Source organism: Streptomyces sp. NPDC051940 (genome assembly GCF_040680895.1).
GTDB lineage: Bacteria > Actinomycetota > Actinomycetes > Streptomycetales > Streptomycetaceae > Streptomyces.
In genome coordinates this window covers 1-22,308 of record NZ_JBFAXR010000054.1, presented here as the reverse complement: position 1 = coordinate 22,308, position 22,308 = coordinate 1, and the positions used below count along the sequence as shown (strand labels likewise).

16 protein-coding genes are annotated in these 22,308 nt (G+C 71.3%); 10 read left to right on the top strand and 6 right to left on the bottom strand.

Translation table 11 applies throughout. The features are described from left to right. Positions 1-249: 249 nt before the first annotated feature. Genes AB0M28_RS21435 through AB0M28_RS21415 form a run of 5 tightly spaced genes read left to right on the top strand, consistent with a single transcriptional unit; the run spans position 250 to position 6,873 of the window. The gene (locus AB0M28_RS21435) at positions 250-1,365 is read left to right on the top strand and encodes a DegT/DnrJ/EryC1/StrS family aminotransferase (protein ID WP_365407059.1); all 1,116 of its coding nucleotides are present in this window, start codon (positions 250-252) and stop codon (positions 1,363-1,365) included. Further along, positions 1,362-2,378 (top strand): Gfo/Idh/MocA family oxidoreductase, encoded by a 1,017-nt coding sequence (locus AB0M28_RS21430; RefSeq protein ID WP_365407056.1) that lies wholly within the window; start codon positions 1,362-1,364, stop codon positions 2,376-2,378. The genes AB0M28_RS21435 and AB0M28_RS21430 overlap by 4 nt, the downstream gene beginning before the upstream one ends. After that, positions 2,375-4,015, top strand: coding sequence for a glycosyltransferase family 2 protein (locus AB0M28_RS21425; protein WP_365407053.1), 1,641 nt, complete (start codon positions 2,375-2,377; stop codon positions 4,013-4,015). Before AB0M28_RS21430 ends, AB0M28_RS21425 begins: the two co-directional genes overlap by 4 nt. A gap of 3 nt (positions 4,016-4,018) precedes the next feature. After that, positions 4,019-5,302 (top strand): nucleotide sugar dehydrogenase, encoded by a 1,284-nt coding sequence (locus tag AB0M28_RS21420; RefSeq protein ID WP_365407050.1) that lies wholly within the window; start codon positions 4,019-4,021, stop codon positions 5,300-5,302. Positions 5,303-5,304: 2 nt separating this feature from the next. Continuing rightward, on the top strand, positions 5,305-6,873 hold the full coding sequence (locus AB0M28_RS21415; RefSeq protein ID WP_365407047.1) for a glycosyltransferase family 4 protein: 1,569 nt from the start codon (positions 5,305-5,307) through the stop codon (positions 6,871-6,873). Here the strand turns inward: AB0M28_RS21415 and AB0M28_RS21410 are convergent. The 4 genes from AB0M28_RS21410 to wecB all read right to left on the bottom strand — a co-directional run bounded on the left by AB0M28_RS21410 (position 6,843) and on the right by wecB (position 12,678). Then, on the bottom strand, positions 6,843-8,015 hold the full coding sequence (locus tag AB0M28_RS21410; RefSeq protein ID WP_365407044.1) for an acyltransferase: 1,173 nt from the start codon (positions 8,013-8,015) through the stop codon (positions 6,843-6,845). The two genes, AB0M28_RS21415 and AB0M28_RS21410, sit on opposite strands and share 31 nt — an antisense overlap. Next, entirely contained in the window at positions 8,012-10,156 is a 2,145-nt protein-coding gene (locus AB0M28_RS21405; protein WP_365407041.1) for a hypothetical protein, read from the bottom strand. Before AB0M28_RS21405 ends, AB0M28_RS21410 begins: the two co-directional genes overlap by 4 nt. Further along, complete coding sequence (locus AB0M28_RS21400) at positions 10,153-11,427, bottom strand: glycosyltransferase (protein WP_365407122.1); 1,275 nt, start codon at positions 11,425-11,427, stop codon at positions 10,153-10,155. The genes AB0M28_RS21405 and AB0M28_RS21400 overlap by 4 nt, the downstream gene beginning before the upstream one ends. Before the next feature lie 168 nt (positions 11,428-11,595). Next, complete coding sequence (gene wecB, locus AB0M28_RS21395) at positions 11,596-12,678, bottom strand: UDP-N-acetylglucosamine 2-epimerase (non-hydrolyzing) (RefSeq protein ID WP_365407038.1); 1,083 nt, start codon at positions 12,676-12,678, stop codon at positions 11,596-11,598. A gap of 222 nt (positions 12,679-12,900) precedes the next feature. Between wecB and AB0M28_RS21390 the strand changes: the two genes are divergently transcribed. Next, on the top strand, positions 12,901-14,007 hold the full coding sequence (locus AB0M28_RS21390; protein ID WP_365407035.1) for an acyltransferase family protein: 1,107 nt from the start codon (positions 12,901-12,903) through the stop codon (positions 14,005-14,007). Between the two features lie 17 nt (positions 14,008-14,024). Here the strand turns inward: AB0M28_RS21390 and AB0M28_RS21385 are convergent, their stop codons facing one another. Beyond that, positions 14,025-15,644 (bottom strand): D-glucuronyl C5-epimerase family protein, encoded by a 1,620-nt coding sequence (locus tag AB0M28_RS21385; RefSeq protein WP_365407032.1) that lies wholly within the window; start codon positions 15,642-15,644, stop codon positions 14,025-14,027. Between the two features lie 304 nt (positions 15,645-15,948). Here AB0M28_RS21385 and AB0M28_RS21380 point away from each other — a divergent pair, with 304 nt between their 5' ends. Both AB0M28_RS21380 and AB0M28_RS21375 read left to right on the top strand, forming a co-directional pair. Beyond that, positions 15,949-16,551, top strand: coding sequence for a sigma-70 family RNA polymerase sigma factor (locus tag AB0M28_RS21380; protein ID WP_365407029.1), 603 nt, complete (start codon positions 15,949-15,951; stop codon positions 16,549-16,551). Then, entirely contained in the window at positions 16,548-17,231 is a 684-nt protein-coding gene (locus AB0M28_RS21375; RefSeq protein ID WP_365407026.1) for a hypothetical protein, read from the top strand. Before AB0M28_RS21380 ends, AB0M28_RS21375 begins: the two co-directional genes overlap by 4 nt. Positions 17,232-17,274: 43 nt before the next feature. Here the strand turns inward: AB0M28_RS21375 and AB0M28_RS21370 are convergent, their stop codons facing one another. Next, the gene (locus AB0M28_RS21370; RefSeq protein ID WP_365407025.1) at positions 17,275-17,871 is read right to left on the bottom strand and encodes an acyltransferase; all 597 of its coding nucleotides are present in this window, start codon (positions 17,869-17,871) and stop codon (positions 17,275-17,277) included. Positions 17,872-18,311: 440 nt separating this feature from the next. Between AB0M28_RS21370 and AB0M28_RS21365 the strand changes: the two genes are divergently transcribed. Next, the gene (locus AB0M28_RS21365) at positions 18,312-19,814 is read left to right on the top strand and encodes a bifunctional cytidylyltransferase/SDR family oxidoreductase (protein ID WP_365407022.1); all 1,503 of its coding nucleotides are present in this window, start codon (positions 18,312-18,314) and stop codon (positions 19,812-19,814) included. A 14-nt stretch (positions 19,815-19,828) separates the two neighbouring features. Further along, positions 19,829-21,865 carry a hypothetical protein gene (locus tag AB0M28_RS21360; RefSeq protein ID WP_365407020.1) on the top strand — a complete coding sequence of 679 codons (2,037 nt, stop codon included), beginning with the start codon at positions 19,829-19,831 and terminating at the stop codon, positions 21,863-21,865. Positions 21,866-22,308: the final 443 nt, after the last annotated feature.

Below are 22,308 nucleotides of genomic sequence, written 5' to 3'. Positions count from 1 at the left end.
GCTGTACGCACCCCTGCCGGGCCCGTGGGCCCGGTCCGTTCCCGGTACCGGGGCCGACCCGCGCGGCCGGAGGTACGCCAGTAGCATTAATGTAACGGGGTCGGGCCGGGCCATTAAACTCATGTAACATCCCGGGCCGTGGGCCCAGGAGCCCCACGGGGCGCAGATCCGCGCCGGACGTCCTCCCGGAGCGCGAGGCCCCAACGAGCCGCCGTACGCGCCCCTGGTGCCGAAGAAGGAGACGCACCCATGTCCACCCCTCACGACCACCCCATTCCGGCTGCCCGGCCGGTCATCGGGGAAGAGGAGATCGAGGCCGCTGTACGCGTACTGCGCAGCGGCCGTGTCGTGCAGGGGCCGGAGGTGGCCGCGTTCGAGGAGGAGTTCTCCGAACTGGTGGCCGGACGCCACTGCGTCGCCGTGAACTCCGGTACGTCCGCCCTGCAGCTGACCCTCATGGCGCTGGGCATCGGCCCCGGCGACGAGGTGATCGTCCCGTCGTTCTCCTTCGCCGCCTCCGCGAACTCCGTGCGGCTGGTCGGCGCCGAGGCCGTCTTCGTGGACATCGAGGACGGTTCGTTCTGCGTGGACCCCGCGGCCGTCGAGGCGGCCATCACGCCGCGCACCGCCGCGATCATGCCGGTGCACCTGTACGGCCACCCCGCCGCGATGGACCGGATCATGGAGATCGCCGGCCGGCACCAGCTGGCCGTCGTGGAGGACGCCGCCCAGGCGCACGGCGCGGCGCTGGGCGGCACCCCCGTCGGCGCCTTCGGTACGGCGGGCTGCTTCAGCTTCTACCCGACGAAGAACATGCACTCGCTCGAGGGCGGCATGATCACCACGGCCGACGCCGAGATCGCCCGCACCCTGCGGCTGCTGCGCAACCAGGGCATGGAGCAGCGGTACGCCAACGAGATCGTCGGCGCCAACATGCGGCTGACCGACGTCGCCGCCGCGATCGGCCGCGTCCAGCTGGGCCGGCTGCCCGCCTGGACCGAGCAGCGCCGCGCGAACGCCGCCTACCTCGACGAGCACATCACCGCCGGCGCGGTCACCCCGCCGGTGGCCGAGGGCGCCCGGCACGTCTACCACCAGTACACCGTCCGGATCACCGGCGACCGCGACACCGCCCAGGAGCGGCTGACCGCGGCCGGTGTCGGCAACGCCGTGTACTACCCGACGCCGATCCACCGCCTCAAGCCGTACTGGGAGCCGGACCAGAAGGCCGGGCGCACCTGGGACCTGCCGCGGACCGAGAGGGCCGCCGCGGAGGTCGTGTCCCTCCCGGTGCACCCGTCGCTGGAGGCCGCGGACCTGGAGCGCATCGCCGCCGCCGTGAACGCCCTGGGGGACGCGGAGTGAGCGCGAAGAACCTGCGGGCCGGACTGATCGGCCTGGGCGCGATGGGCCGCAACCACGCGCGCGTGCTCGCCGGACTGGACGGGGTCGACCTCGTCGGCGTCGCCGACCCGATGGGGGACCAGCACGGCGTCGCCCAGGGCGCGCCCGTCGTCCCCACGGTCGAGGAGCTCATCGCCCTCGGTCTGGACTACGCCGTGGTGGTCTGCCCCACCGCGCTGCACGAGGAGGTCGGGCTGAAGCTGGCGGAGGCCGGCGTCTGCGCGCTGATCGAGAAGCCGCTGGCGCACACCGCCGAGGCGGCCCGCAACCTCGTCGAGGCGTTCGACGCGCGCGGCCTGGTGGCCGGCGTCGGCCACATCGAGCGCTACAACCCCGCCCTGCAGAGCCTGCGCACCCGGCTGGAGCACGGCGACCTCGGCGAGGTCTACCAGGTGGTCACCCGCCGCCAGGGCCCGTTCCCGCACCGCATCGCCGACGTGGGCGTGGTCAAGGACCTGGCGACCCACGACATCGACCTCACGGGCTGGGTGACCGGCCGGACGTACGAGTCGATCGCGGCGCACACCGTCTCCAAGAGCGGCCGCCCGCACGAGGACATGGTCGCCGCGGTGGGCATGCTGACGGGTGGCGTCATGGCGAACCACCTCGTCAACTGGCTGAGCCCGCTCAAGGAGCGCTCCACCGTCGTCACCGGCGACAAGGGCTGCTTCGTGGCGGACACCCTCACGGCCGACCTCACGTTCTACGCCAACGGCGCGATCAACACCGAATGGGAGGCGCTGCGCGCCTTCCGCGGCGTCTCCGAGGGCGACATGATCCGCTACGCCATCCCCAAGCGCGAGCCGCTCCTCGTGGAGCACGAGCGCTTCCGGGACGCGGTGGAGGGCAAGGAGAGCGACATCGTCACGCTGAGCCAGGGCCTTCGCACGGTGGAGGTGGCGGAGGCTACGCTGCGGTCCGCGTCGACGGGCGAGACGATCCGGCTCTCGCAGGCCGCAGAGGCCGTCAGATGAACGCGGCCGCTCCCGATGTCACGGTCGTCATCCCGGTCTACAACACCATGCCGTATCTCACGGAGTGCCTGGACTCCCTGATCGGCCAGACGATCGGGCGGGACCGGCTGGAGATCGTCGCCGTGGACGACGGCTCCACCGACGACAGCGGCAAGGAACTCGACCGCTTCGCGGAGCGGTACCCGGACACCGTCAAGGTGATCCACCAGCCCAACTCCGGCGGCCCGGCAGCCCCGTGCAACGCGGGGCTGGAGGCGGCGACCGGCCGGTACGTGTACTTCATCGGCTCCGACGACTATCTGGGCGAGGACGCCCTGAAGCGGATGGTGGAGTACGCCGACACCCACGGCAGCGACGTCGTGATCGGCAAGATGGTCGGCACCAACGGCCGGTACGTCCACCAGGCGCTGTACAAGGAGCCGCAGGCGGACATCAGCCTGTACGACTCGGCGCTGCCGTTCACGCTGGCCAACACCAAGCTCTTCCGCCGCGAGCTGGTGGAGAACCACAAGCTGCGCTTCCCCGAGGACCTGCCGGTCGGCAGCGACCAGCCGTTCACGATCGAGGCGTGCGTCCGCGCCGCCAAGATCTCCGTGCTGGCCGACTACACGTACTACTACGCGGTCAAGCGCGGGGACGCCAGCAACATCACCTACCGCGCCGACCACCTCGCGCGCCTCGCCTGCACGGCGAAGATCATGCACCACACCGCCGGCCTGATCGAGCCCGGCGAGGAGCGCGACGCGGTCCTGCGCCGCCACTTCACGTGGGAGCTGGCGAAGCTGGTGCAGAAGGACTTCCCCGGGCTGGACGCGGAGCTGCAGCGCCGGCTCTGCGCGGGGATAGGGGAGCTGGCCGACGCGTACCTCACCCCCGGCATCCTGGAGCGGATGCCCGTCAAGGAGCGCGCCCGGGTGACGCTCGCGCGGCACGGTCTGATCGACGAGCTGGCCGAGGCCATCACCGAGGAGAGCCGCGAGGGCTCGCCGGTGTTCTTCGCCGACGGCGACCGCGCGTACGCCCGCTACCCCGGCTTCCGCGACGGCCGGCCCGGGCTGGGCGACGAGGTCTTCGCGCTGTCCGAGGCCGTCCCCGGCCGCCTCGCGAAGCGCACGCGGCTGCTGGCCGCGGGCTGGGAGCAGCGGGGCGAGGAGCTGGCCGCCACGTTCCGGGTGAGCGTCCCGGTCGTGGGCGACACCGGCTCCGCCGTGCTGGCCCTCGCCGGCAAGCCCATGCCCGGCTCCGCGGACAAGCCCGGCGCCCGCCGGCTCCCGGACCGGACCGAGATCCCCCAGGTGACCGGGGAGTTCGTCCGCACGGAACTCCCGGACCGCTCCGGGACCGTCGTCGAGGCCCGCATCCCGCTGCAGGCCCGGAGTGCGAAGCCCGGCGTACGGCTCTACCTTGAACTCGGCGGGAAGATCTACGAGATCCCCCTCCAGGTGCGTGACCTGCCGCTGCCGTCCGCCCGGCGCTGGCGTGACACGGACCCCTACCGGGCGGCCATGCACTGCAACGCCAAGGGCCGCCTCGTGGTCGACACCGGCCCGCTCAACCCGCCGTCGCTCTCGCCCGTCGCGGAGCTGCGGCACTACGCCCGCCGGCTCCTCCGGCGGAACAGCCCCAAGAGGAAGTAGTCCATGAACATCTGCGTCGTCGCCCTCGGCAAGATCGGTCTGCCGTTGGCCGTGCAGTTCGCCGCCAAGGGCCACCGAGTCATAGGCGCCGACGTCAACGAGAAGACCGTCGAGCTCGTGAACGCCGGAACGGAGCCGTTCCCGGGCGAGTACGAGCTCGACATCAAGCTCAAGACGGCGGTCGAGGCCGGCCTGCTCGCGGCCACCACCGACACCGCCGCCGCGGTGGCGCAGTCCGAGGCCGTGGTCGTCGTCGTGCCGCTGTTCGTGGACGCGGAGGGCGTGCCGGACTTCGGCTGGATGGACGCGGCCACCAAGGAGATCGCCAAGGGGCTCAAGCCCGGCACCCTGGTGTCGTACGAGACGACGCTGCCGGTCGGCACCACCCGCACCCGCTGGGCGCCGATGCTCGAGGAGGGCTCCGGCCTGACCGCGGGCGAGGACTTCCACCTGGTGTTCTCCCCGGAGCGGGTGCTCACCGGCCGGGTCTTCGCCGACCTGCGCAAGTACCCCAAGCTCGTCGGCGGCATCGACGCGGCGTCCACCGAGGCCGGTGTGCGCTTCTACGAGCAGGTGCTGGACTTCGACGAGCGCGCCGACCTGCCGCAGCCGAACGGCGTGTGGGACCTCGGCACCTCGGAGGCGTCCGAGATGGCCAAGCTCGCCGAGACGACGTACCGCGACGTCAACATCGGTCTGGCGAACCAGTTCGCACGCTTCGCCGACCAGCACGGCATCGACGTCAAGAAGGTCATCGAGGCCTGCAACAGCCAGCCGTACAGCCACATCCACCAGCCCGGCATAGCCGTCGGCGGCCACTGCATCCCGATCTACCCGCGGATGTACCTGTGGAACGACCCGGACGCGACCGTCGTACGCGCCGCCCGCGAGGCGAACGTCGCGATGCCGCAGTACGCCGTGGACCTGCTGGCCGCCGGCTACGGCGACCTCACCGACGTCTCCGTCCTGGTGCTGGGCGCCGCCTACCGCGGCGGCGTGAAGGAGACGGCGTTCTCCGGCGTCTTCCCGACCGTCGAGGCCCTCAAGGCCCGCGGCGCGGTGCCGTACGTCTCCGACCCGATGTACACCACCGACGAACTCACCGCGCTCGGCCTCACCCCGCACCGCGGCGAGACGGTCACCGCCGCGGTGCTGCAGGCGGACCACGCGGAGTACCGCGAGCTGTCCGCCGCGGACCTGCCGGACGTGAAGATCCTCGTCGACGGGCGGCGGACCACGGACCCCGCCCGGTGGCAGGGTGTCCGCCGTATCGTGATCGGGGGCTGAGCGTGACCGACCAGCAGGCGAAGGGCACCCGGCGGCGCGGCCGCGTGGTGATGCTCGTCGACAACACCATCGACGGTGACTCGCGCGTCCAGAAGTCGGCGCGCTCCATGGCGGAGGCGGGTTGGGAGGTGCACCTGATCGGTCGCGCCCCCTCCTCCGGGCCCGACAGCTACCGGCTCGGCGAGGCGCAGGTCCACAGGCTGACGCTGCTCCGGCTGCCGTCGAGGAAGTCGTTCCGCCAGCGGGTCTCCCGGCTGCGCTACCCCCTCGCCTATCAGACCCCGGACGTCGCGCTGCTGCGCACGCGACAGATCAAGGTCGGCTGGTCGGAGCTGGAGGCCTTCGCTGCGGGCGCTGCCGCCCGTACGGGCGTCGCGCAGTCGCCGCGGGTGCGCCACCTTCCCGCGAACGTCCGCCGGGTCACCGGCAAGGTGCACCGCACGGTCATCCGGGAACGCGCCCGGCAGACCAAGGCGGCGAAGGAGTTCTCCAAGGCCAACGACGGCCTGCTCGACGGTCTGGAGCTGCGCTGGTGGAGGGCGGCGATGGGGGAGCGGGCCTGGCGTCGCCTCGACCCGATGCCGCTGCGCTACGAGATCAGCTACCGGGAGAAGATCGACGAGCTGAAGCCGGACCTGATCCACGCGCACGACTTCCGGATGGTCGGCGTCGCCGCCCGGGCGGTCGCCCGCGCCCGGCACGCCGGGGCGAACGTCCGCATGATCTACGACGCCCATGAGTTCGTGCCCGGGCTGCTGCCGCGAACGACCCCCAACTGGGTGGCCTCGCAGGCGGCGTATGAGCGCGAGTACATCGGCTACGCGGACGCGATCGTGACCGTGTCCCCGGCACTGTCCGAGATGCTCAAGGAGCGTCACGGCCTCGCCGAGCTGCCGATCGTCACGCTCAACGCTCCGCCGAAGCTCCAGCCCGGCGGCTCACACGCCGACGAGTGGACGACGGACCGGGGCGCGCGGGACGTGCGTGAGGCCTGCGACCTCGGGCCCGACGTACCGCTGGTCGTCTACTGCGGTGTCGCAGCGCCTCAGCGGTGCGTGCACACGATCGTGGAGTCGCTGGAGTTCTCGCCGAACGTGCACGCGGCTCTGCTGATCAACAACCTGGACGGCGAGTACGTGCGCTCCCTTCGGGAGACGGCCGAGCGTCTCGGCGTCGCGGACCGGGTCCACATCATGGGGTACGTGCCCTACGACGTGCTGGTCGGGTTCCTGTCCACCGCGGACGTCGGGATCCACCCGCTGGTGAAGGGCCCCGTCAACCACGAGGTCGCGCTCAGCACGAAGTTCTTCGAGTTCATGCAGGCCCGCCTGCCCGTGGTGGTCAGCGATGTGAAGGCCATGTCCGACGAGGTCCGCCGTCTCGGCATCGGCGAGGTGTTCGCCTCGGCGGATGCCAAGGACCTCGCCCGGGCGGTGCAGGCGGTGCTGAGCGACCGTCCACGCTACGTCGCCCCCTTCGACGCCCCCGGCATGCTGGACGAGTGGAGCTGGGAGGCTCAGGCCGGCAAGTACGTGACCCTCTACGAGGAACTGCTCGGCGAGGCTCCCTGACCGAGGCGCGGATTCACGCCCTCGCCGGCAGCGGCCGGCGAGGGCGTTGCCGTACGCAGGGAGGGGCCCGCCTTGCGCAGCCAACGCTCGAGCGGACGCTCGACGTACTCGTAGGCGAGCCCGGCGGCCGTCAGGCTCACCGCGACGATCAGCAGCCAGTGCCCCGCGGTGGCATAGCCGGAGACCGGCTTGCCCGACACATGGACCACCGCGCGGATCACGACCTCGTGGATCAGGTACCAGGCGAACGACCAGTGCCCCAGCCGGATCATCCACGGCCCACCGAGAAGGGTCCGCCGTCGCTGCAGGTCGGCCGTGGCCGCGGTGCAGATCAGGGCCGCGAAGACGGGGGCCGAGAGCAGCTGCGACGCGCTGTACGGGCTGTACCACTCCGGCCCCGGTACGGCGTGGGACCAGGGTATGAGTACCAGATGCCAGCCGAGGACCAGCAGCGCGGCGGCGTACAGCGGCAGCCGGGGCCGCCAGCCGCGCTTGACCGCGAGTCCCGCGCACACGCCCAGCACGAACTGGAGCGTCCGGGTCAGCGGCAGGTAGTCCAGCGCCCAGCTCCTGGTGGTGGGCGAGGTGAACAGCGCGCCTGCCATCCAGACGCCCGCCGCGGCGACGCACACCGCGGCGGCGGTCCACGCCCAGGTCCGCGCCCGCCGCGGTGCCAACGAGGCCAGCAGTATCGGGAAGAGGAGGTAGAACCAGGCCTCGTCGCTCAGCGACCACGCGGCCGGGTTGCCGCCAGTGAAGACGACCGGGTCCGGCGACCAGGCGTGCACCATCAGCAGGGTCGCGGTGATCGCCGTGCCCGACACATCGCGGTCCATCCAGACCCAGACCGCCACCGACAGCACCACGCTGAGCGCGAGCAGCGGCCAGATACGGGCGAACCGCCGCCAGAAGAACACCCGGGCGGGGACCACTGCCCCGTCGTACGTCCAGGCGAGTACGAATCCCGACAGGACGAAGAAGAACGTGACCCCGCTGCGCCCGAACCAGGCCGCGTCACTGATCCACGGGAGCGTGCCCACCTGCCGGGACAGGTGATAGAGCACGACGAGCAGGGCGGCCCAGAACCGCAGGCCGGTCAGGGAGGGCAGCCGGTCCCGGCCGGCCGCACCCGCCCCGCTCACGCCCGGTCCAGACCGTGTTGTCCGACCCTGTCCGGCGGAAGAAGCAGCCGGTCGAAGCCCTCGGCGACCGTACGCCAGTCCCAGGACGCTATGGCGAGCTGGGCGGCCCCCTGCGCGGTCTTCTCCCAGATCTCCTGGGTCTCGGTCACCGCGAGGATGCGATCGGCAGCCTCCTGGGGCGTCGACACGATCCACTCATCGGGGAAGAGCGTGCGCGCCCCGTTGGGCTTGCCGGCGAAGAACGGCCAGTCGCGGCCGACCGGGACGGCACCGCTGGCCACGCCCTCGACGAAGCCGCAGTGGAAGCTCTCCCGTACGGAAGCGCTCAGGATGACGCCGATGGAGGTCAGCGCCTGCGGGACGTCGGACAGCTGCCCCAGCCGGACGACGCTCCCAGTGGGTTCGAGCTCCGCGACATCGGCGCGGTAGCCCGCCGCGTAGGCACGGGTCGCGGCGCTGGGACCGGAGTTGAGGTCCTCGCCGACGAGGAACAGCCGGTAGCGGTCGTCCCGGGCCCGGAGCCGGCGCAGCACCTCGATGGCCCAGCGGGGGTCCTTCGCGACGGCCGAGATGCCCACCAGGCCGAGGTTGAACCGGGCCTCCGGCACCTTGGGCAGCGCGAACCGTTCCAGGTCCATCGCGTTGGGGATGATGCTGAGCCGGGGTACGTCCGGGCCGCGCAGCTGGGGGAAGGCCGAGACCGTCAGATCGCGCAGATGGGCACCGACGAACACCAGGTCATCGACCCGCGAGAAGTCCACCAGGTACGGCCAGTGGCAGAACGCCTCGAAGCTGTGCAGCCGTATCACGATGCGCGTGGTGCCGGGATCGATCGCCGTGAACAGGGCGGCGGCACCCGTGCACCAGTCGATGAAGACGATGTCGGCCCAGTCGAGGTCCGGGCGCAGCTCCGCCTCGATGACCTCCCCGACCTTCTCGTTTCCGCCGAGCCGGTGTTCCGTGAGCGGGCCGAAGGTCCGTACGACCTTGTTGAGCTCCTTGTTCTCGATCAGGTCGGTGAACCGGAGCTCCACTCCCGGATGGTTCTCGTACCGCTCGGAGATCTCGCGGAGGAAGTTGCCGTTCCCCCGGGTTGTGATCAGTATCCGCAGCGGCCGGTCCGCGGGCGGATCCGCCGGGCTGTGCAGCCGGCCCCGGCCCTCGGAGAGCCGCCGGGTCACCGCGGCGTTGTTGAGCGGGGCCATGAACGATTCGGGTTCCTCGGCCAGCGGAGAGGAGGTCCGGTCGTAGTGCAGGACACGGTGGAAGGCCAACTCCCAGGCGGCCACGACGGACTCGGCGGCCGCCTTGTTCTTGCCCCGCTGGTGCAGGGCGTCCGCGCACGCCATCTCGGCGGCGATCGCGTCCCCGAGGAACGCGGGGACCTTGCCGCGGTCCAGCTCGATGCGCGCCGCTTCCCGCAGCAGGTCTGCCCGGGCCCGGTTGCTGAGGTCCGCGCGGGCGGCGGCTGTGAGGGTACGCGCGGCGTCGGTGGGCCTGTCCGCGCGGTCCATGCTGCTGCCCAGATGGCGGGCGAGCTTGTGACGCAGCCGCGGCGGGAGACCCGGCGCCGAGACGACAGCCCGGCCCGCACCCGCGCCGACGGCGTTCCCGACGACCTTCGGGCCGGTCAGCGTGCGCACGACACCCTTGGGCAGGGCCCGGACCTGACGCTTGGCCTCGCGGGCAGCGGAACGGGCAGTGGGAAGCGAGCCCTTGACGCGCTCGCGCGCGTAGTGGGCAGGCCGCTCGCGGCGGTCCGCAACGGCCTTGCCGGCCGGAGCCATACCGAAGATCGCGTCGGCGGAACGGTTGCGCTGGGCCAGCTGCCAGACGGTGTACACCGCCGCCGGGTCCAGCGCGACCAGCACGTCGGCCCGGCGGGCCCACTTCTTGACCTGCGGGTCGCGCTCGGCGCGCGCCCAGATCTGCTTGGCCAGCGCCGACTTCTTCGCCACGGGCGCGAACCGCTGCGCCGGCACGGTCCGATGGCCGGCCAGCGCCGGGTGGTCGGAGAGCTCCGCCGCGGGACTGAACTCCACCAGGCGGATGCGGACATCGGCCGCCGCGAGTCTGTCGAGGGAGGCACGCAGCACTTCGGCCTGCGGTGCGGCTCCGGCCACTACGAGAACGTTGATCATGCGGAAACCCGTCCACTCCCGGCGCGGTCGGAGAGGGCAGCCGCGGCCAGCCGGCGCACCGCCGGCTCCATGACTGCCGTACGGTCGAACTGCAGGGCGTGCGCGCGTGCGAGTGCCCGGTCCTCGTCTGTTCCCTCGACGGCCAGCCTGGCCGCCTTCGCGAACAGGTCCGCGAGTTCCTCCGGGTCCAGCCCGCGAGCCCCCGTCCACAGTGGATGACCGTCCAGCAGAACGGAAGCGTCGTGGTCCGGCTCGTGGGCGGAGAGCACCGGAATGCCCGAGGCCATGAACTCGTACACCTTGCCGGAGGTGACGAAGGCGCCACCCACCAGCATCAGCACCAGGGCATCCCAGCCGGCATACGTGGCCCCGACCTCGGCCTTGGGCACCGGTCCGCCGAAGCTGACGCCGTGTTTGCGGGCCTTCCTGATCAGATCCATGTGCGCGTTCGCCTCGCGCGCGTGGCCCGCGCCGATGTGCCCGCGGATCTCGAAGGTCGAACCCTTCGGCACGGTGCCCCGCTGGAGAGCCAGCCGCCATCCGTCGAGCACGGCCTTGAGGAAACGGGGGTGGAAGTTCACCGATCCCAGATAGCCGAACGCCAGGCCGCGCTCCGGATCGGGAGTCCGCGGGGCCGAGGGAACGCTGTCCGCGTCGAACCCGTTGCGAACGACCATGACGCGGTCGGCCAGTTCGGGGTAGCGCTGCCGGTAGAAGTCGGCGATCGGGTCGTTGACACACCAGACCTCAGCGGCCTCGGAGAGCACCCGGGCCTCCCACTCGCCGGGCTCGGAATCGCGGGTGAACGCCTCTTCTCCCTTGATGACGTCGACCGACCAGCCGTCCCGGAAGTCCACCGCGTATGGAACCCGGTCCGACTCCCACAGATGCCACGCCGCCGCGAGATTCACGTACGGCGCGCAACTCGCCAGGAGCAGGTCGGCCCGGTGCTCACGGTGGATGTCGAGGACGGCCTGCTCGAGGGCGCCGCGCCAGCCGCCGAAGACCTCCTCGGGGAAGTGCTGCAGATGGCTCTTGCGCTCGGCCTTGCCCCAGGCGACCGGATCGAGCGCCCTCTTCTTCGTGTAGTTCCGGATGTCGGTGTCCAGGTCCGTCCGCGCGAGCGGCAGCTGCACGACCCGCACACGCGGGTCGACCGCGTCCGACAGCGTCTGATCGAGGCCGAACTCGCGCTCCCACGACTCGTCCAGGATCGTCACCACGGTGACATCCCAGCCGAGTGCGCAGAACTGGTTCGCGGTCTCCCGCATGCGGTAGGCGCAGCTCTTGGCCGCGGGAGGGAAGCCGATCGCCAAATAGACCAGGTGCGGGCGGCCACTGCCCGCGGGGTGTGGAGGTCTGGATGCGCGATAGGACAGGGCCGCGTCGGCGGGGCTGACGGTGGCTTGAGACACGTGCGGACTCCGGAAGGCGAGAAATCAGTGCTCGGCGAGCACCTGGACAACAGTGCGGGCCGCGGTGCCCTCGCCGTACGGAGTGCCCTGGGGCACCTCGGGCGCGGGGCGCGTCGCGGTGGCAGCCCAGGCCTGGCGGCCGAGCTCCCCGGGCTCGGGTACGAGGATGTTCCAGCCGTCCCGCAGGGTCTCGACCCACTCGGTCTCGGGACGGATGGTGGTGCACGCCCGGCCGAGCAGGAAGGCTTCCTTCTGCAGGCCGCCGGAGTCGGTCACCACGCCCACGGAGCCGAGCACCGCGGCGACCAGCTGTGCGTAGGGGAGGGGACGTCCCGCCCGCAGAGCGCCGCGGTTCAGCTTGATCCCGTGGGCCTCGGCGCGGGCGGTGAGCCGGGGGTGAGCCAGCAGGGCCACCGGCACCGGGAGGTCGGCGAGGGCGTCGACCAGCGTCGCGAGGCGGTCCGGGTCATCGGTGTTGTCGGGTCGGTGCAGGGTGGCGACGAGATACGGCGCGGAGGGGTCGATGCCCTCCGGCAGTGCCGGGGCGGGCTGCCCGCCGGCGAGGACGGAGTCGCGCACCCGCATGCACACATCGACCATCACATCACCGACCAGCACGGAGCGCTCGGCCAGGCCCTCGTTCGCCAGATGCCGCATCGCTTCCTCGGTGGGGGCGAGCAGCAGGTCGGCGGCGTGGTCGGTGAGTACGCGGTTGTGCTCCTCCGGCATCCTGCGGTTGAAGGACCTGAGGCCCGCCTCCAGATGCGCCACGGGAAGATGCATCTTCACCGCGGAGAGCGCGCCGGCGACGGTGGAGTTGGTGTCGCCGTACACGAGCACCCAGTCCGGCTGCTCGGCCTCCAGCACCGGGTCGAGAGCGGAGAGCACGGCACCTGTCTGCACACCGTGGCTGCCGGAGCCCACGCCGAGGTGGACGTCGGGGTCCGGGATGCCGAGTCCGGTGAAGAAGACGTCCGACAGATCCGCGTCGTAGTGCTGCCCCGTGTGCACGATGACGTGCTGGTGCTCGGTACCGGCGAACGCCGCCGCGATGGGGGCGAGCTTCACCAGCTGCGGGCGGGCGCCGACGATACTGATGACCTTCATCGATGATCCTGCGTTTCTGTCGTGTCCAAAGGTGCCGCTGTGCGCAAGGAAGGGTTGCACACTACCGTGCAGGGCCGGACATCCGCTTTCCCGCTGTCACAGCCCATCGGCTCTTGAGTGGAAATGTCAGTGTTTGTCGTGTCTTGCGGTCTCCGCGGCGCGGGTCACGTGCGGCTCGTCCACTCCCTTGACCCCGGCGCGGACCTGAGTACCGTGTCTCCGATGTCTCAGCTCACCCACCAGTCTCAGCTCACTCACCAGTCCCAGCGCACCTCCCGGGGCGACGGCGTCGCGGTCTCCCCGCAGCCCGGGCGGGCCGAACGCGACCCCTTCTTCGACAACGCGAAATACCTGGCGATGGTTCTGGTGGTGGTGGGCCACTCCTGGGAGCCGATCCCGGGCAGCGGGCGGCTCGTCGAGACCGCCTACACCTTCGTCTACACGTTCCACATGCCCGTCTTCATCCTCATCGCGGGATACTTCTCGCGGAGCTTCAGCGCCCGGCCGGACCAGATCTGGCGGCTGTTCACCTCGACCGTCGTCCCGTACGCAGTGTTCGAGGTCGCCTACACGCTCTTCCAGCGGCTGACGACCGGCGATCCCGACTACCCCTTCACCCCGGTCGACCCGTACTGGCTGCTGTGGTTCCTGCCCGCGCTCTTCCTGTGGAGGCTCAGCGCGCCGCTCTGGCAGCAGCTGCGACACCCCGTCGTGATCACGCTCGCGGTCGCGACCCTGGCGAGCATGACCACCGGTATCGGCGGCGATCTGCAGCTGCAGCGCGTGGTGCAGTTCCTGCCCTACTTCGTGCTGGGGCTCATGATGCGGCCGGAGCACTTCGCGCGGCTGCGGACCCGGGGGGCGCGGCTGCTGGCCCTGCCTGTCGCCGCTCTCGCGCTCGGCACGGCGTACTGGGCGGTGCCGCTGATGTCGACCAGCTGGTTCTTCCGCAGCAAGAGCACCACCGAGATGACGGCGCCCCTCTGGTCGGGAGCCGTCCTGACCCCGGCCATCTTCCTGGCCTCGCTGGTGCTGGTGGCCTGTTTCCTGGCCTGGGTGCCGCGACGCCGGACCTGGATGACGGTCCTGGGCGCCGGAACGCTGTACGGCTATCTGCTGCACGGCTTCGTCATCCGCGGCGCCCGCAACCTGGGCTGGTACGAACTGCCCGGGGTGGCGACACCGGCCGGTGAGCTGCTGCTGACCCTGGGCGCAGTCGTACTGGCCACGGCGTTGTGCACACCGCCGGTGCGGCGTGTATTCCGCTTCGCCGTGGAGCCCCGGCTGGATCTGCTCCGCCGGGAGCGGCCGGCCTCCGCCGCCGGGTGAGGCCGGGCCGCCCGGCCTCACAGGCCGTCGGTGCGCACGTCGCCCTGCCAGACCCAGTAGCCGGTAAGCCGGCCGGCCGAGATCCGCAGCATGGCGCGGCCGTTGATGTACGCGCGCTGGTCGAAGGGTGCGTTCGAGTCGGCGACGAACTTCACCGTTTTCGTCGAGCCGCCCGAGCCGCCCGTGCCGTACAGGTAGACCGTCCTGGCGACGTTGGCCGGGAAGGTCAGCGTTCGGTGGGGGAGGTAGCTGCGCGTCAGCCACTGGCCGCGCAGGAACGCCTTCGGGTAGTACTCCCCGACCCACCAGCCCGCGTACGCCCCGGCGCTGATCCGGTAGTACACGCCGCAGCCCTTGATCCGGCGGCGCATCGACGCGGGCGCGGACGTGGCGCGGGTGAAGGTGACCTTCTTCGTCGCGAGCTGGGCGTCGTTCCTCGTCTGGGAGTAGCTGCCGTCGCTCCTCGTGTCGAACTTGTACAGCGTGTGCGTGCCTGCCGCGAAGGCGACCGTGCCGCCCGCCTCGGTGAGGAGCGAGCTCGAGTAGTCGTCGATGAGCCGGTCCATCTGCCGGGCGAAGCTGAAGCGGCCCGACAGCCAGGCCAGCTGCATGAACTGGTTGACGTGGTGATGGTGGTACGTGTACCCCAGCGCGGCCGGGGAGCGGTGGGTGTTGCAGTAGTACGAGATCCAGTTCGGGTTGCGCAGTCGTGAGAAGTAGTGGTCGATGGTCGTCAGACCGCCGTCCCACAGCTTCAGCGCGAGCTCGTTCTGCGTCTGCCGGTAGTAGTCCCACAGCCCGAACAGGGCGAAGATCATCCCGTTGAAGGTGAAGTCGGAGGTGCCCGGCGCGTCCACGGGGTACTCCTGGATCCAGGCGTAGCCCTCGGCGTCCACCAGCATGAACCAGGGCTGGGCGTCGTCGCCGACGAAGAACGAGGCGAAGACGTTGTCGGCGGCATCCAGATAGACGGCGCGCTCCTCCGCGGTGATCTCCGGCATCTGTGCGAGCTGGACGAACAGGCTCAGCGCCTCGCCCTGCGCCATGCCGGAGTACCAGGGCGCCTTGAAGTCGAGCCCCGTGTGGACGGTGTGTGACCAGTCGAACGGGTACGGGAACCACCAGGCGCCGCGCAGGACCACCCGCCGGTCGATCTGCCGCTGCGCGTGCAGCTTCGCCTTCGTCAGGTACCAGGGATCCTGGGAGGTCCGGTACGCGGCGAGCGCGCTCAGCCCGAACTGGATCTGCAGCACGGGGTGGTCCCAGAGCTTGCCCGACGCGTCCTTGAACATGGCGACGCCGGCCGAGTCGTAGTTGGCCGTCTTGGACACCAGCGGCCGGTTGCGCCACGGGCGCATGCTCTCGGGCACGTCGAAGGCCGGATGCCCGGAGGTCGCGAACTCGAACGGGAGCGTCGTCGGCAGTTCAGCGAGTTCCTGCCCGGTGAAGCCCTCCTCCGCGTACGGGATCACGGTGCCGGCACTCGGCGTCTTCGGCGAGCCGCCGCTCAGCTGCTCGGGTGTCGGCCCCAGCGTGAGCAGCGGCTGGTCCTTGTGCGGCAGGCTCAGTGCCATGGAGCGCGGCAGTCCGTCGACCGGGGCCGGTGCCGGCGTCGGGTCGGTGAACGGGTTGCCCATCGCGGTGACGGCTCCGCCCCCTATCGCGGCGACCCCCACCACCCCGCCACCCGCGAGCCGAATGAACCGCCGCCGCCCGACGGGCGCGCGTCGCTTACCCCCACGTGAAACCTCCGTCACATCGATCAAAACTGTGAGGATCCTATGGAGACATATGCCTTGACAGGAAGTGTCACGGATAAGCGGACTTTCTCTTCAAAAGCATCTGAATCACGGAGTAATCGACCACACCGCATGCGGCTGTCAACGGCACTGTGATGCGAGTCACATGGAACCCCGGGGCGGTCAAGCGGCAGAAAGAGGTGTGCAGTCGAGCATCCGCATACGCGTCCGGGCCGGTGACGAGGCTGCCTTCGGCGTGCTCTTCGCGGAGCACGGGCGGGCGGTCTACAACCACTGCTTCCGGTTGACCGGCGACTGGTCGACCGCCGAGGACTGCACGTCCGTCGTCTTCCTGGAGGCGTGGCGGCTGCGCGCCAAGGTGGCACCGGAGGGCGGTTCCCTGCTGCCCTGGCTGCTGGGCATCGCCCACCGCGTCGTGCACCGCCCCCGCCGGGCCGCCGCCCGGCACCGGGCGCTGCTGGAGCGGATACCGGAGCCCGGTCCGCTGCCCGACTTCGCGGACGAGGTGGTGGGACGGCTTGCGGACCAGGAGCGCATCGCGGCCGTACGGGCGGTGCTGCGCCGGCTGTCGCGTGCCGACCGCGAGGTGATCCAGCTGTGCGTGTGGGCGGGGCTCGACTATCCGGGGGCCGCAGAGGCGCTCGGGGTGCCCGTGGGCACGGTCCGCTCGCGGCTGTCCCGGGCCCGCCGGAGGCTGCAGCGGCTGGTGGAGGAAGCGGAGCCGGCGGACGGGCGGCGGGTGCCGCTGCCCGTGGCCCGGGCGGACGGAGGTGAACGGCGATGAGGACGGACGTCGACCGGCTGATCGAGGTCCCCGCCGAGCGGGACTTCCCGCCCGGACGCGAGCGGCTGCTGGCCGCCCGGCTGGAGGCGGGCTGGGCCGCGGCGGCCCGAGGGGAGAGGCGTGAGGGTCACCCCCGCCGCCGGGTGCTCGTGGCCGCCGCCGCGCTCACGCTCGCGGCCGGGGGCCTTCTGGCGTACGGGCAGCACACCGGCTCCGGGGAGGGCGGCCGCCCGCTGCATATCGTCACCGCCGGCTACCGGCTCGACCGGGACCCGGGCGGCCCCGTCACGCTCTCCGTACGGGCGCGGCCCGAGCCCGATGCCGGGCGGCTGGAGCGCGACCTCGGCCGGATGGGGCTGCGGGCCCGGGTGTACCCGCCGCGGCAGGGCTGCGGCCAGCCGATGGCGGTGCCGGTGCCGGGCCTTCGCGTCGAGCGGACGGCCGGCGGCTTCACGGCGAGGGTCGACCCCGCCCGTACCGGATCCGGCCGGACGCTGGTCGTGGCCCTGCCCGGCGGCGCGGCGGACCAGCCCGGGGGAGCGGGGCTGGTGCGCGGCACGCCGCCAGAGGCGTGCTGGCGGATGCCCCGGGTTCAGTCGGAGGACTTCCGCGGTGACGGCATGGGCGTCGATCCGGGCCCGAGCGCACCCGGTGGCCTGGTGACGCCGCCCTCCCCCTGAGGGCGCACGCTCACCACTGACGCGGAGGCCGAGGCGGCGCGCTTCAGCGCTCGCTCAGCACGCCGTCCTTCTCCTCATATACAGCGCCCGTCCGCGGGCACTCCCACACCCCCGGCTCGCCTTCCCGCTCCACCAGGCGGACGCCCTCCTTGCCGACCCAGCCGGCCTGGCGGGCCGGGACGCCCATCACCAGGGCGAAGTCCGGGACGTCCTTCGTGACCACCGAGCCCGCCGCCACCAGCGCCCAGCGGCCGATCGTGACCGGGGCCACGCAGACCGAGCGGGCGCCGATGGACGCGCCGTCGGCGATCCTGACGGCGACGGCATCCCAGTCGCCGCCGCGCTTCTGCTTGCCCTCGGGGTCGACGGAGCGCGGGTTGTGGTCGTTGGTGAGGACCACGGCGGGGCCGATGAAGACGCCGTTACCGAGCTCGGCGGGCTCGTATACGAGGGCGTAGTTCTGCAGCTTGCAGTTGTCGCCCATACGCACGCCGGGGCCGACGTAGGCGCCGCGGCCCACGACGCAGCCCTCGCCGAGCGCGGCGTTCTCACGGATCTGGGCGAGCTCCCAGATGCTGCTGCCCTCTCCGATCCGCGCGGTCTCGTCGACCTGCGCGGACGGCTGAACCCTGTACTTCACTGTGCTGTGCCTTTCGACGGGCTGTCGGAGCGCTCTGGGGGGTGTACGCGAGCGTGAGCATACGCGTGCGGCCCGCGGCGGCGGTCCGGGCGGGAAACGACTGGGTTACAGCGTGCGTCAGCCGGGCAACCGATCACCCCGAGTTGGTGTCTCGTTTGGTGAACCGCTACCTTCGACGGCACCTGGATCAGGGCAAGAGGGCTTGCCGCGCGGGGGACGCCGGGGGGCGGTGCGCACTGCCGGGAGTGTCCCCGACACGCTGAGTGAGGAACGTATGTGGTCTTGGCCATGCCGACGTCCCGACCTCGGCGGGTTGACCATGCCCTGGCCTGGAGAAACGCCCCGGCCGGGGGTGCCGTCTCCGGGCAGCACGAGATTGCGGCACGCGAACAGCAGGTGAGATCGTGGTTACATCCCCCAGACAACAAGGTAGGTCCCCCGTGTCCCAGCTGTCAGACAGGCCCCGTACCACCGCTGTCGTCCTCGCCGGCGGCACCGGGAGCCGGGTCGGGCTGGCCATCCCGAAGCAGCTGCTGAAGATCGCCGGGAAGCCGGTGATCGAGCACACCCTGTCGATCTTCCAGGAGTCGGAGGACATCGACGACGTCTTCGTGCTGATGGCACCGGGCTACGTCGACGAGATCGAGAAGATCGTCGCCAAGGCCGGCCTCACCAAGGTCACGAAGATCATCGAGGGCGGCGAGACCCGCAACGACACCACCGACCGCGCGATCGCGGCGCTGAGCGAGGGGCTCGCCGAGGGGGAGGACCGCAACGTCCTGTTCCACGACGCCGTGCGCCCGCTGCTCTCCCGCCGGGTGATCGCCGACTGCGTCACCGCCCTCGACCGCTACCAGGCGGTCGACGTGGCCATCCCCTCCGCGGACACGATCATCGTCACGCGTACGCACGGAGCCGACGGCGAGTTCATCACCGACGTCCCGGAGCGCTCGCGGCTGCGCCGCGGCCAGACCCCGCAGGCGTTCAAGCTCTCCACGATCCGCCGCGCCTACGAACTGGCGGGCCAGGACCCCAACTTCCAGGCCACGGACGACTGCACCGTCGTGCTGCGGTATCTCCCGGATGTCCCGATCTACGTGGTCCCGGGCGAAGAGTACAACATGAAGGTCACCCAGCCCGTCGACGTCTACATCGCCGACAAGCTGTTCCAGCTGGCCTCCACCGCCGCCCCCGCACCGTCCGACGACGCGTCCTACCGCGAGGCTCTGGCCGGCAAGTCCGTGGTGGTCTTCGGGGGTTCGTACGGCATCGGCGCCGACCTCGCCGCGATGGCGAAGGAGTACGGCGCGAACGTCTTCCCCTTCGGCCGCTCCACCACCGGCACCCATGTGGAGAACCCCGAGCACGTCGACGCCGCGCTCGCCCAGGTGTACGCCGAGACCGGCCGGATCGACTACGTCGTGAACACCGCCGGCGTGCTGCGCATCGGCAAGCTCGCGGAGACCGACAACTCGGTCATCGAGGAGGCGCTGCGGGTCAACTACCTCGCCCCGGTGCACATCGCGCGCGCCTCGCACAAGTATCTGACCGAGACCCAGGGCCAGTTGCTCTTCTACACCTCCAGCAGCTACACCCGCGGCCGCGCCGAGTACAGCCTGTACTCCTCCACCAAGGCCGCCATGGTCAACCTCACCCAGGCGCTCTCCGACGAGTGGGCCGCCGACGGCATCCGCGTCAACTGCGTCAACCCCGAGCGCACCGCCACCCCGATGCGCACCAAGGCGTTCGGCGAGGAGCCCGCCGGCACCCTGCTCTCCTCGGAGGCCGTCGCCCGGGCCTCCCTGGACGTGCTGCTCTCCGCCCTGACCGGCCACGTCATCGACGTACGACAGCAGGATCCGACCCGCAGCGCCGCCCAGGCCTCCGGCTTCGAGCAGGCGCTGGCCGCCGCGCTCGACGCCAGCGCCGAGACGACGGTCTGAGGCGGGGCGGGCAGATGCTGAAGAAGGTCATGGGGGTCGTCCGCCGCGAGTCCCCTCGCGAGCTCGGCGCCGTCCTGGGGATGGGTCTCAGCTTTCCCGTACTGCTGCTCGGGGCGATGATCCCGAGCATCCCGCTGTTCGCCGCGGCTGCCGCGGTGGGTTACGTCGCGGACGCGTATCTGTACCGGCGCGACACCAGCCTCGCCGGGCAGGCCGTCAAGTTCCGCACGGGCCTGTCGATGCGCTTCCTGGCCCGCGAGCTGCTGCTCGTCCTGCTGCTGGCGCGCCTCGAGCTCGCCGACTCGGGCCTGTTCTACGCGGCCGTGGCCTGCTTCCTGGGCTTCTTCGCCCTGCAGGGCCCGCTGGCCGCCGTGGTCTCGCTGATCGAGCGGCGGCGCAAGATGTCGATCGTCACCCGCAACATCCACCTGGGTGTGCCGCTGCCCGACGCCCCGCCGCACCGGCTGGTGGCGGAGGCGTCGCCGAAGTCCCTGCACCTGGACGTGATCGGCGTCGTCGGCGTGCTCGTCGCCGCCGCCACCGACCAGTCCGCGTGGGGGTACGCCGGACTCGCCGTGATGCTGGTGCTCGCGACCGTCTACCTGCTGGCGCTCGTGCCGTATCTGAGCCCCCGCCGCCGCGCGCCCGCGTCGCAGCCGCTGCTGGACGCGGTCAACCGCTGGCTCGGCGAGTACAAGCCGGGTGCCGTCCTCTACTACTCCGGCTCCAAGGAGTCGACGTACCAGGCCAACATGTGGCTGGAGACCATGTCCCGGCTGGACGTCCCGCCGCTGGTGATCCTGCGTGAGAAGCACGCGGTCGTGGACCTGGCCCCGACGGACGTCCCCGTCATCTGCGTGCCGAGCGCGGTGCAGCTGATGAACATGGACCTCTCGACCGTGCGGGTCGCGCTCTACCCCGGCAACGTGGGCAAGAACATCCACCTGCTGCGGCTGCCGACGATGAAGCACGTGTTCATCGGTCACGGCGACAGCGACAAGATCGCCAGCATCAACCCGTACTGCAAGGTCTACGACGAGGTGTGGACCGCCGGCCGCGCGGGACGCGACCGCTGGTCGCTGGCCGACGTCGGCGTGCGCGACGAGAGCGTCGTCGAGGTGGGCCGGCCGCAGCTGGCCCCCATCGAGACCGGGACCGGCGTCCCCGAGGGCCGCATTCCCACGGTGCTCTACGCGCCGACCTGGGAGGGCTGGACCGACGAGCCGGGCAACACCTCGCTCATCCTCGCCGGCGAGAACATCGTGCGGCGGCTGCTGAAGTCGGAGAACCCGGTGCGGGTGCTGTACAAGCCGCACCCGTTCACCGGCATCGTCAGCCCCAAGGCGAAGGCGGCGCACCAGCGGATAAGCGCGATGATCCGCAAGGCCGCCGTGGAGCGGGCCGGGGATCCGCGCTGGGCCGCGGACGCGGCCCGGCTGGCCGGGGAGCAGGCGGCGGCCAAGGCCGACCTCGTACGCATCGAGGAGCGGCTCGCCGAACTCCAGCCGCCCGCGCGGGCGGACGAGGCGGAGTCCGTACGCGAGTCGCTCGTCGACGAGGCGCGCTCCACGGAGGCGGCGCGGCTGCGGCGGGAGTGGAACGACGCGTACTGGAAGTCCTTCGGCTTCTGGGAGCACCGCATCATCGGCGGCTCGCAGCCGGCGCTCTTCGACTGCTTCAACGTGTCGGACGGCATGGTCTCCGACATCTCCAGCGTGGTCTCCGACTACATCGCGAGCGGCAAGCCGTACGCGGTGACGGACTCGGCGGGGCTGGGGGAGGAGGAGTTCAAGCGGCGCAACACCGCCGTGCGGGCGGCCGTCGTTCTCTCGAACTCGGCCGAGGGGGTGGCGGAGCTTGTCGACGCCGTGTCCGTGAAGGGGGCGGACGCGCTCGTCAAGGACCGGATGGAGCTGCGGCAGTATCTGCTCGGGCCGGTCGAGCCGCCGTCGATGGTCCAGTTCAACGACGCGGTGAACGCGTTGGCGGCGAAGTCCGCGGTGCGTAATGCGGGGCAGGTGGAGTTGGTTCGGGCGCTCGACGGCGCGTGACGGTGCGGTTCGCGCTGCGGGGGCTTCGCCCCGGGCCCCCTTCGCGGGCTGCGCCCGCGTCGCGCCTGGACGGCGCCCGGCCTCAGACGCCGGCCGGGCTTTGGGGTTGCGTTGCGCCGGCTGACGCGGTCGGCGCTGCGCGCCTCGGCCTCAGACGCCGGCCGGGCTTCGAGGTGCGTTGCGCCGGCTGACGCCGTTCGGCGCTGCGCGCCTCAGTCCTCGAACGGCGGACGGGCTGGGGGTGCCTTGCGGCGGCTGACGCGGGTTGGCGCTTTGCGTGTCGGCCTCGGGGGACGGGCGGGCTGGGTTTGGGTTCTTCGCCCTGTTCCCCGGGCGTTGGTGGCTCCGGGCGGGTGAGGGCCGGACGCGGTGGCTCCCGAGAAGGCTGAACGGCCCCCTGGTTGCGGAACGTTCCGCCACCAGGGGGCCGGTCAGCCGTGTCG